General features: G+C 67.0%; 9 protein-coding genes. 4 read left to right on the top strand and 5 right to left on the bottom strand.

Annotated features, from left to right (window positions below):
- Nucleotides 1-722: DUF4192 domain-containing protein (locus BHQ18_RS24580; RefSeq protein WP_069416265.1), on the top strand; the 722-nt coding region annotated here is incomplete at its 5' end.
- A 28-nt stretch (nt 723-750) separates the two neighbouring features.
- On the opposite strand, the gene BHQ18_RS24575 is transcribed toward BHQ18_RS24580, so the two are convergent.
- From BHQ18_RS24575 to BHQ18_RS24565, 3 genes are all read right to left on the bottom strand, one after another.
- Nucleotides 751-1,446, bottom strand: coding sequence for an iron-dependent transcriptional repressor DtxR (locus BHQ18_RS24575; protein WP_069416264.1), 696 nt, complete (start codon nt 1,444-1,446; stop codon nt 751-753).
- A 132-nt stretch (nt 1,447-1,578) separates the two neighbouring features.
- Complete coding sequence (gene sigB / locus BHQ18_RS24570) at nt 1,579-2,538, bottom strand: sigma-70 family RNA polymerase sigma factor SigB (RefSeq protein WP_069416263.1); 960 nt, start codon at nt 2,536-2,538, stop codon at nt 1,579-1,581.
- Nucleotides 2,539-2,675: 137 nt separating this feature from the next.
- Complete coding sequence (locus BHQ18_RS24565) at nt 2,676-3,077, bottom strand: DUF3099 domain-containing protein (RefSeq protein ID WP_069416262.1); 402 nt, start codon at nt 3,075-3,077, stop codon at nt 2,676-2,678.
- A gap of 66 nt (nt 3,078-3,143) precedes the next feature.
- On the opposite strand from BHQ18_RS24565, the gene BHQ18_RS24560 reads away from it, so the two are divergent.
- A complete protein-coding gene (locus BHQ18_RS24560; protein WP_069416272.1) occupies nt 3,144-3,380 on the top strand; it encodes a DUF3039 domain-containing protein in 237 nt (78 codons plus the stop codon).
- Here BHQ18_RS24560 and BHQ18_RS24555 read toward each other — a convergent pair.
- Both BHQ18_RS24555 and BHQ18_RS24550 read right to left on the bottom strand, forming a co-directional pair.
- Nucleotides 3,370-4,389, bottom strand: coding sequence for a YihY/virulence factor BrkB family protein (locus BHQ18_RS24555; RefSeq protein WP_069416261.1), 1,020 nt, complete (start codon nt 4,387-4,389; stop codon nt 3,370-3,372). The genes BHQ18_RS24560 and BHQ18_RS24555 overlap by 11 nt on opposite strands.
- A 64-nt stretch (nt 4,390-4,453) precedes the next feature.
- Complete coding sequence (locus tag BHQ18_RS24550; RefSeq protein ID WP_064350917.1) at nt 4,454-4,648, bottom strand: DUF7455 domain-containing protein; 195 nt, start codon at nt 4,646-4,648, stop codon at nt 4,454-4,456.
- 130 nt (nt 4,649-4,778) lie between these two features.
- Between BHQ18_RS24550 and BHQ18_RS24545 the strand changes: the two genes are divergently transcribed.
- Both BHQ18_RS24545 and BHQ18_RS24540 read left to right on the top strand, forming a co-directional pair.
- Nucleotides 4,779-5,138 carry a DUF952 domain-containing protein gene (locus BHQ18_RS24545; RefSeq protein ID WP_069416260.1) on the top strand — a complete coding sequence of 120 codons (360 nt, stop codon included), beginning with the start codon at nt 4,779-4,781 and terminating at the stop codon, nt 5,136-5,138.
- Nucleotides 5,139-5,218: 80 nt separating this feature from the next.
- Nucleotides 5,219-6,001 carry a hypothetical protein gene (locus BHQ18_RS24540; RefSeq protein ID WP_069416259.1) on the top strand — a complete coding sequence of 261 codons (783 nt, stop codon included), beginning with the start codon at nt 5,219-5,221 and terminating at the stop codon, nt 5,999-6,001.

The following is a 6,001-nucleotide window of genomic DNA, read 5'->3' as shown; positions in this document are numbered from 1 at the left end:
GGGGTGTCGAGCTGCTGGCCGCCCACGTCGTCGACCGGGTCGCCGCCGGCGGCCGCTGGCGTTGCGCGGACGGGTGCGGCGAAGGCGGCGTGATCGACGACCCGTCGGCCTCGCCGCTGGCGATGGCCGCTGTGCTCGACGGTCGGCGGCTCTACGCCCGCCGCGCCGATTTGCAACAGGTCATCGCGGTTTGCGACCCGGTCGGCGCGGCCGCGGTCGCCGACATGATCGGTGTCCACGGACCCGACCGGTCCGACGCCGACGCACGCGCCGACGTCGAAGCCGCGATCGCGGCGGCCGGCAGCCTCGCCGACGGCCATCGGCTGCCCGACGACGTGGTCGCCCGGCTGGGCACCGCGCTGACCGATCTGCAGGTGCGCGACACGCTCTACGCGCTGGCCGTGGGGGAGAGCGCGGGCCAGGCCGAGTCGCTGTGGGCGGAGTTGTCGCGTCGGCTGCCGGAGCCGTGGCGGATCGAGGCGCTCACCCTGCTGGCGTTCTCCGCGTACACCCGCGGGGACGGTCCGCTCGCCGGGGTGTCGCTCGAGGCGGCGTTGCGCTGCGATGAGGCGCACCGGATGGCCGGCATGCTCGACCGGGCACTGCAGGCCGGGCTGCGTCCCGAGCAGATCCGCGAGCTCGCGACCACGGGATACCGGTTGGCCGATCAGCTGGGTGTGCGCCTACCGCCGCGGCGGGTGTTCGGCCGCCGCGCCGGTTGACGGCAGTGTTCTAGGTGTTCTAGGCGTTCTAGACCTTCTCGACCTTGACGGCATGCGCCATCTGATGCGGCAGCTCGACCTGTTCGTGGCCGGGGATCACGATCATCACCCCGCCGTTGTCGTTGCTCTCCACGGTCACGCGCGCATTCGGCACCACGCCGGCGTCCTTGAGTCTGCTGATGAGGTCGACGTCGCCCTGGACGTGTTCGGTCAGCTGGCGGACCACCACGGCGACCGGCATCCCGGCGGGCAGTTCGGTCAGCCGCACCAGGTTCACGGCGTCTCCGCCGGAGGTGGTGCTGATCAGACCCAGTTCGGAAAGGCCGGGGATCGGGTTGCCGAACGGGGAGGTGGTCGGGTTGTTGAGCACCTGCACCAGCCGGCGCTCGACGTCCTCGCTCATCACGTGCTCCCAGCGGCACGCCTCGGCGTGGACTTCCTCCCACGGCAGCCCGATCACGTCGACGAGCAGACGCTCGGCGAGCCGGTGTTTGCGCATCACGGCCACCGCGAGCGCGCGGCCCTTGTCGGTGAGCTCGAGGTGGCGGTCACCGGCGACATGCAGCAGGCCGTCGCGCTCCATCCGGGAGACGGTCTGGCTGACAGTGGGACCGCTCTGGTCCAGACGCTCCGCGATCCGCGCGCGTAGCGGCACGACGCCCTCTTCCTCGAGGTCGTAGATCGTCCGCAGGTACATCTCAGTGGTGTCGACCAGATCATTCATTCGCTAACCCTCCGTCAGAGGCGAGTCTACCGGCCCGGGGGCCTGAACTGCGTTGTTACGTCGGCGACACAGCTTGGGCAGACAGCACGATCCCCGCCGGCGGGGGGTACCGGCGGGGATCGTCAGGCGGGTCTAGCTGGCGTACGAGCGCAACCGGTCGGCGCGCTCACCGTTGCGGAGCTTGGCCATCACCTCGCGCTCGATCTGGCGGACGCGCTCGCGGGACAGGCCGAACAGTTTGCCGATCTGGTCCAGGGTGCGCGGCTGGCCGTCGTCGAGGCCGAAACGCAGCCGGATCACTTGCTGCTCGCGCTCGTCGAGGGTGGCCAGCACGTGCCGGATGTCGGTGTGCAGCAGTTCGGAGATCACCGCGTTCTCCGCCGACATCGCCTCGGCGTCCTCGATGAAGTCACCCAGCGGGGCCTCTTCGTCGCTGCCGACCGGCATGTCCAGGCTCACCGGGTCGCGGCTGTGCTCGAGCAGATCGGTGATCTTCTCCACCGGGATGCCCGACTCCTCGGCCAGTTCCTCGTCGGTGGCCTCGCGGCCGAGGTTCTGGTGCATCTCGCGCTTGATCCGGGCCAGCTTGTTGACCTGCTCGACGAGGTGGACCGGGAGCCGGATCGTGCGGCTCTGGTCGGCCATGCCGCGGGTGATCGCCTGCCGGATCCACCAGGTGGCGTAGGTCGAGAACTTGAAACCCTTGGCGTAGTCGAATTTTTCCATGGCGCGGATCAGGCCGAGGTTGCCCTCCTGGATCAGGTCGAGCAGCGGCATTCCCCGCCCGGTGTAGCGCTTCGCCAGCGACACCACGAGGCGCAGGTTGGCCTCCAGTAGGTGTCGCCGCGCGGCCTCGCCGTCGCGAACGACTGCAGCAAGATCACGTTTGCGGTTCTCGCCCAAGCGCTTCCGCGTTTCAAGCAGATGCTTGGCATAAAGCCCAGCCTCGATGCGCTTTGCGAGTTCCACCTCATCCGCCGCGTTGAGCAAGGCCGTTTTGCCGATGCCGTTGAGGTACACGCGCACGAGGTCAGCGGCCGGACTCTGAGCGTCCAGGTCCTGGTCGACGCGGATGGTGGTGGCATTTGCCATGACGGCCTCCTGGTCAAGTCGAACTGTCATGAGCTACAACGCCCACGAGGTCCAAAGAGTTCCCAGCAGTTGGCCGGTTCACACGTTCTGATCAGCGGTTTTTCGCCGTCGACCTGAGAATGTCCTTAGAAAAGCGCTCAGCTGGGAACATCGTCGGCGCGGCCGCGATCCTCCGGTTGCGGCGGCTCCTCGACCCTCGGCTGCAACGCGGCTGGCTCGGCGGTCAGGGGCAACTGGGTGAGGTTCGCGGCGGCGTAGCGGCGCGGTTCGTCGCGGCGTCGCGGCGGCCGGTCGTTGGCGATCAGCACGGCCATCCACGGCAGGGGCAGCGACACCACGATGATGGCCAGCGAGATCAGGCCGTTGTGCCAGATGCCGTAGGCGGCCGCGGCAAGAATGAGCGCCGGGATCCGGAACGACATGAGCGTCAAGTACTTGCGAACCCGCTGGCGGTGCTGTTCTTCGTAGGCGGGAGCGGCGCGTGTGATCAGGACCGGCCGGCCGTCGTCGTCGAAACTCAGCTCGCGGCTTTGTTTCATACCTTCACTGTTCCACATTGTCGCTCCGCTGTACGGGTCGGATTTATTACGGGCAAAATGGTCTGCATGCAAACCCAGACGATCGAGCGCACCGACACCGACGAACGGGTCGACGACGGGACCGACAGCGATACCCCCAAGTACTTCCACTATGTCAAGAAGGACAAGATCGCCGAGAGCGCGGTGATGGGCACGCACGTCGTCGCGCTGTGCGGTGAGGTGTTCCCGGTGACCAAGTCGGCCAAGCCGGGCTCGCCGGTCTGCCCGGACTGCAAGAGGATCTACGAGCAGCTCAAGAAGTAGCGCCGTCGGCGGTGGGGGTCGCGCCCGACTCCGCCGCCGGGCCGGCCGTCACCGCTTCCGTCCCGTGGGCCGAGACGCCGTTACGCGTCTCGGCCTTTTCCTTGATCCAGTACCGGACCCGGTTGGCGTGGGTGGCCGCTGCCGGCCATTCCTCCTGGATGGCGGCGTTGAGTTCGGCGCCGATCATGATCGCGAACCCGAGAAAGAACGCGAACAGCAGGAAGGCGATCGGCGTCGCCAGCGCACCGTAGGTGTAGCCGGTCGCGGTGATCCACGTCAGATAGAACCGCAGCCCGAACGTCGCCAGCAAGAACACCACCGTCGCCAACACCGAGCCGAACAGCAGCCGGTGCGAGGGCAGAGGTTTCGGCAGCGACACCCGGTAGAGCACGTTGACCGTCACGATCAGCACGACGATCAGCACCGGGTAGTAGCCGAACTGCAGCACCCGGTCCCAGCTGTCGGGTAGGAACTGCGCGATTTTGCGCGGCCCGAGCGCGATGAACGGCGCGCTGACGATCACGCCGACCAGCATCACCACGTACAGCCCGAGCGCGTAGAAGCGCTGCCGGACCGGGTGGCGCAGCGGTGTCTGATCGTGCGCCTCGGTGATCGAGTCGACGAACGCCGAGATCGCCGACGAGCCCGCCCACAGCGAGATCACGAAACCGACCGAGACGACCTCACCGCGGGCACCCATCACGATGTCGCGGATCGTCGGTTCGATGATCTCGTTGACGACGTTCGACGAGAAGAACCTCGCCGCGGTGTCGATGATCTGCTCCTGGATCGTCGGCAGCGTGTCCGGGCCGAACAGCGGCGCGATGTACGCCAGGCTGCCGAGCATCCCGAGCAGCAGCGGCGGCAACGACAGCGCCGACCAGAAGGCGGCCTGCGCCGACTCCGAGAAGATCGAGTCGTCCCAGCTCTTGGACAGCGTCCGTTTGGCGATGTGCCGAAGGTGGTGCCGCGACGGCCGTGTCGGGAGCGGTTGGGACTGGTCGGTCATGACCAGTCCAGCATTCCTGACGGAATGCCCCGCGCCCAGCCGGGCAGCTGATCGTGTCGGGTCGCTATGCCTCCACCGGGCTGACTTCGAGCACGGCGGCCAGCTCGATCAGCTTGGCCTCGTGTTCGTTGGCGTGGTGTTGGCAGAACAGCAACTCGGCACCCGAGGGCAGCTTCGCGCGGACACGGGCCGCGGCGCCGCAACGGTCGCAGCGGTCAGCCCGGGTCAGGGGGGGACTGGTGAGCGTTGCGTTTGTCATGGCGACCTCCGTACTGTTCGCGTGCATCCACTGTCTCAGACGTTTTGGCTTCTGGCGTTGTTCCCAAAGGGTTCACCGGTGTGTCGTGTCTCACCGTTACGCTGAGTTGCCGGCACGGCAGGCTGGCGGTATGACTTCGTTACCGCCGGTGCTGGTCCACTTGTGCAGCAAAGACGAATGGCAGTCGGCGCGGCAGTGCGGCGAGCACCGCCCCGAATCGCTGTCCGCGAACGGGTTCGTGCATCTGTCGCTGCCCGAGCAAGTTCACCTGCCGGCCAACCGGCTCTACGCCGGTCGCTCCGACCTGGTGCTGCTGCGCATCGACTCCGCACGAGTGTCCTCTCCGGTTCGCTGGGAGCCTGGTGTAGCCACCGATCCCGTGGGGATGGTGTTCCCACATCTGTACGGGCCGTTGCCGGTCACGGCTGTGATAAGCGTCACTTCCTATCTGCCCGGCGACGACGGCCGGTTCCCCGAACTCTCGGCCTGACGATCCGCGTTCCGGCGCGGACATCGCTTGCAGCCGGATCTCCCGCGGGCCGCGGACCCGCCTCCGTACAATTACAAATCGTGGGCATTTTGTTAGGTCTTGCGCCGTGGATCGTCTACTGGGTGCTCGTCGGGAACGTCCCGTTCTCCGTGGCCGTGCTGATCGCACTCGCGGTGGCCATCGCATCGTTCGTTCTCGGGCAGGTTCGCGGCGGTCCGGGTCGGGTCCTCGAAATCGGTGCTCTGGCAACATTTTTGGTGTTGACCGTGCTGACGTTCACGCTCGATCAGGCGGTCATGGAGCGATGGATGCAGCCGCTGAGCAACGCCGGCATCTTTTTAGTCGCGCTCACCGGTGTGCTGATCGGCAAGCCGTTCGTCCGGGAGTTCGCGGAGGTGGGGCAACCGGCGCACGTCGTCAAGAGCGAGTTGTTCGCGAGGATCACCTCGCTGTTGACGTGGATCTGGGTGGCCGCGTTCGGCGGGATGACGCTCTCGTCGGCGATCCCTCCGATCGTGTACGGCGACGCCACGATCCTCGACACCGAGACTCCGCTGTCGTTCCTGTTTTACTGGGTCATCCCGTTCGCGCTGTTGGCCGGCGCGGCGTTCGCCACCCGGGTGCTCCCGGACCGCATCGCCGCCGGCGCCGACGACATCGTCCGCAAGACGTCGTTCGTCGCGTTCGCCGAGGCCGAGATCGACCAGCTGATATATCTGGCGACCGAGCACGCCAACCGTGAGGTCGGGCCGGGCAAGGAGGCCTACGACATCAAGATCGGCAGCAAGGGAATTCCGCTCACCGGCGATGAGACCCGCGAGTCGTGGCCGTCGACGTACAAGGTGCGCGACAAGCGGCGGTAG

It is taken from the genome of Mycolicibacterium flavescens, from assembly GCF_001722335.1.
In the GTDB taxonomy this organism is placed as follows: Bacteria; Actinomycetota; Actinomycetes; order Mycobacteriales; family Mycobacteriaceae; genus Mycobacterium; species Mycobacterium flavescens.
The sequence above is the reverse complement of the archived record's forward strand: the minus strand, read 5'-3'. Positions and strand labels throughout refer to the sequence as shown.